Below are 3476 nucleotides of genomic sequence, written 5' to 3'. Positions count from 1 at the left end.
CCGGACGGCCACTCCTTGAAAGCCACTACAGGCAAGAACCGATCAGCCACATCCGACCCTCCTGGGCCGCCTGACAACTTACGGAGTACCGATGAGTCGCACGCTCTGCCTGGCCCAGGAGCCGGGGGCCGACGAACTGCTCAGCGCCGATCACTTCGCCACCCTGCTCGGCATGCTGCTCGACCAGCAGTACCCGATGGAGCACGCCTTCCGCGGGCCGAAGAAGATCGCGGACCGCATGGGCGGCTTCGACATCCACCGCATCGCCGAGGCGGACCCGGCCGAGTTCGAGGAGCTCTGCGCGACCCCGCCCGCCATCCACCGGTACGGCCGGTCGATGGCACGGCGCGCCCAGGAGCTGGCCCGCTACCTCATCGAGCACTACGACGGGCGGGCCGAGCAGCTCTGGACCGCGGGCGACCCGGACGGCGCCGAGGTGCTGCGCAGGCTGCGCGAGCTGCCCGGGTACGGGGAACAGAAGGCCAAGATCTTCCTCGCGCTGCTCGGCAAGCAGCGCGGGGTCGAGCCCGCCGGGTGGCGCGTGGCCGCCGGTTCGTACGGCGACGAGGGCTCGCGGCGCTCGGTAGCCGATGTGACCGACGCCGAGACGCTGGTGCAGGTGCGCGAGTTCAAGAAGCAGGCCAAGGCGGCGGCCAAGGACGCCGCGGGCGCGGCGCCTGCCAAGAAGGCCGCCGTCAAGAAGGCTGCCGTCAAGAAGGCGGCTGCGAAGGCTCCAGCCAAGAAGGCGGCTGCGAAGACGGCGACCGCGAAGAAGGTGCCCGCGAAGGAGTCCGCGACGAAAGCGGTTGGAGTGCGGAAGACCGCGTCGACCCGGGCCGCGAAGAAGTCCGTGTCCGAATAGTCCTTTCGCGAAAACCCTTTGGAATCTCCCTGCTTTTTTCCCTCGTCCGCCCACCCTCCCGTAACAGATGCTTTCCGGCGAAAGCTCTACGAGATGAGGGAAGCTCCATGAGGATGAGGAAGCTGGCCGTGGTAGCGGCCCTGGTCACCGCGGTGACGGGCGTCGTGACCGGCACCGCGGGGGCGGCGCCGCACGCCCCGGCCGAGTCCGGCGGCGTGAATTTCACCGCGCACGCCACCGACACCCAGTCGATCATCTCGATCGACCAGGGCTCGCTGGTGGTCGAGGACAACGAGTTCCGCATCAAGGCGCCGGACGGCACCGTGGTCGCGGGCACCGCGCTGAATTTCCGGATCGACGAGTTCGAGTTCCCGATCGCCGCGAATATCGCCGGGAATTCCGCCACCCTGACGCCGCAGCTCGATCTGGCGCACGCGCAGTACAAGCCGGTCGCGCTGCCCTACGAGGACAAGGCGCCGTGGAAGAACGAGTACGACCGTGAGGTCGCGGCCTGGACCAGGCTGACCAGCACCATCAGCGCGGGCGCCACCATCGGCACCCTGGTCGGCGGCCTGGTCGGCGGCGCCGCCGGCTGCGTGCTCGGCGGTATCGCGGGCGCCACCGTCGCCTCGGCCACCATCGTCGGCCTGTTCGGCCCGTTCGTCCCGGCGGCGGTCATCGGCTGCTTCGGCGGCATCATCGCCATCGGCGCGCTCGGCACGCTTGCGGGCCAGTTGCTGGTGACCGCTCCGGTCGCCGTCCTCGCGGCCGTGCAGTACTTCCAGACGATCAACCAGCCCGCCCCCGCGCCCGCCAAGTAGGCGGCCGCCCGCCCCGCGCGGCCGTGCCGGTTCCTTCGGGCCGGCACGGTCGCGCACCCCACCGCGAAGCCCCGCCCGGTGCCTCACCCACCGAGCGGGGCTTCGTGCTGTCCGGAGAAGGTGCGGCATCCCACCCCGCTGACGAAAACTATTCTCACCAGCCGTGATTCGACACCGGAATGAATCCGATCGGAAGGTATTACCCGCTTTTTCACCCCCGAAAGCTTGGTGCGCCCCGCTTCCCGGTGTTACCGTCTAGTTATGCCTGCCAGCCGTACCGCCGCCCCGAAGGTCACGTACGTGACCTTCGCGCTCGGCCTTCGGCTTCCGCTGACCCGGGAACTGTGTTGTTCCCGCCGCCGCGGCTGAGCCCTCACCCCTGGCTCGTGCTGCCTCGTTGCCGCACCCCGTAGGTATCCGTCCCGATCGGGACTTTGCATAAGGATTTCCGATGTCGTCTTCCGCGATGTCCACCCGTACCGCCGAACGAACTTCGCGGTCCGCGTCGACTGCCCGTACGCGCACCCAGCGTCCCGTCGTCACCCCGGAGCTCCGGGTCGCCGACAACCCCGCCGCCGCGGTGCTCCGCGCGGCAACCACCGGCCCGGTCTCCCGGGACGACGCGGCCCGGAGCACCGGGTCCAGCATCGCCACCGTGAACCGCCAGGTCTCCGCGCTGCTCGCGGCGGGGCTGCTCCGGGAGCGCCCCGACCTCACCGCCGCGGGCGCCGTCGGGCGTCCCAGGGTCCCCTTCGAGGTGGACCACGAGAAGTACCTGACCCTCGGCATCCACATCGGCGCCGCGGCCACCAAGATCGTCGCCGCCGACCTGCGCGGCCGGATCCTCGGCGGCCTCGCCATCGCCACCCCGCAGACCGGGCAGCAGTTCGCGGTGAACACCGTGGCGCGCAGCGCCCGCGCCTTCCTGCAGCGCTGGCACCGGCGCAAACCGCTCTGGGCCGGCGTCGCCATCGGCGGCAGGGTCGACCCGCTGACCGGCGTCGTCGACCACCCCAAGCTGGACTGGCACGGCGCCGCCGTCGGCGCGGTGCTCGGCGAGGTGCTGGAGCTCCCGGTCTCGGTGGCGCCGCACGTCGAGGCGATGGCCGCCTCCGAACTGCTGCTCCCCGTACCGGATTCGGCCCGCGTCGCGGAGAAGCCGGGGCGCACGGTGAGCAATGCCGCGCCGGGTACAGGCAGCAGCCTCTACTTCTACGTCCGCGAGACCGCGGGCATCGCCGTCACCCTGGACGGCCGGGTGCACACCCCGAGCAATGGCCCCGGCTCCATCGCGCACCTGCCCACCGGCTCGGACGTGCGCTGCACCTGCGGCCGGACCGGCTGCCTCGAGGTCACCGTCGGGGACCGCGCGGTGCACGCGCGCGCCGTCGGGCGCGGGATCATCCCGGCGCACAACGGGACCGGCGGCACCACCATCGCCGACCTGTACCGGGCCGCCGAGGCGGGCTCGGAGCCCGCGCGCGAGCTGCTCGCCGAGCGCGCGACCATCCTCGGGCACACCGTCGCGCTGGTCCGCGACATGCTGAACCCGGACCGGGTGGTCCTCGGCGGCCAGGCCTTCACCGCCTACCGGCCCGCCGTGACGCACGTGGCCAAGGCGTTCCAGCAGGGCAGCCAGCTGCCGCCCACCGACATCCGGATCAGCGGATTCGGCGGCAAGGTGCAGGAATTCGCCGCGGTGGTGACCTCGCTGAGCGTGCTCTACGCCGACCCGCTCGGCGCCGTCCGCAGGCTGTCGGCCTGAGCCGCGCGGCACCCGCTCAGCGGGTGCC

2 protein-coding genes and 1 pseudogene are annotated in these 3476 nt (G+C 71.4%); all 3 read left to right on the top strand.

The genetic code is table 11. The annotated features are described in order from the left end of the window. Positions 1-91 precede the first annotated feature (91 nt). Positions 92-664 (top strand): annotated as a pseudogene (locus ACFUUZ_RS31505) (HhH-GPD-type base excision DNA repair protein); the annotation flags it as partial. Positions 665-969: 305 nt separating this feature from the next. Then, on the top strand, positions 970-1683 hold the full coding sequence (locus tag ACFUUZ_RS31500) for a hypothetical protein (protein WP_378702663.1): 714 nt from the start codon (positions 970-972) through the stop codon (positions 1681-1683). Positions 1684-2149: 466 nt separating this feature from the next. Beyond that, positions 2150-3448 (top strand): ROK family protein, encoded by a 1299-nt coding sequence (locus tag ACFUUZ_RS31495; RefSeq protein WP_378702665.1) that lies wholly within the window; start codon positions 2150-2152, stop codon positions 3446-3448. Positions 3449-3476: the final 28 nt, after the last annotated feature.

It is taken from the genome of Nocardia sp. NPDC057353 (assembly GCF_042667085.1).
GTDB lineage: Bacteria > Actinomycetota > Actinomycetes > Mycobacteriales > Mycobacteriaceae > Nocardia.
The sequence above is the reverse complement of the archived record's forward strand: the minus strand, read 5'-3'. Positions and strand labels throughout refer to the sequence as shown.